A 276-nucleotide genomic window follows, 5' to 3' on the forward strand; every position below is an offset into this window, starting at 1 on the left:
ATTCACCACAGCGACAGAGGCAGCCAATATTTGTCTATACGATACACTGAGCGACTTGCTGAAGCTGGAATTCAAGCGTCTGTAGGCAGTGTGGGTGACTCTTATGACAATGCATTGGCTGAAACAATAAATGGATTATTTAAAACAGAGATTATTCGCAGAAATGGCCCGTGGAAGAATGTTGATGCTGTTGAATACGCAACGTTAGAGTGGGTCAATTGGTTTAATAATCAACGCTTATTATCTTCAATTGGGTATATTTCACCAGCTCAATAT

Annotated in this window: 1 protein-coding gene; it reads left to right on the plus strand. The window is 40.2% G+C overall.

Features of this window, described 5'->3' with window-relative positions; translation table 11 throughout:
* Positions 1-276: integrase core domain-containing protein (locus tag AAEY80_RS14505; protein WP_350588573.1), on the plus strand; the 276-nt coding region annotated here is incomplete at both ends.

It is taken from the genome of Psychrobacter sp. 78a-MNA-CIBAN-0178, from assembly GCF_040309625.1.
In the GTDB taxonomy this organism is placed as follows: domain Bacteria; phylum Pseudomonadota; class Gammaproteobacteria; order Pseudomonadales; family Moraxellaceae; genus Psychrobacter; species Psychrobacter okhotskensis.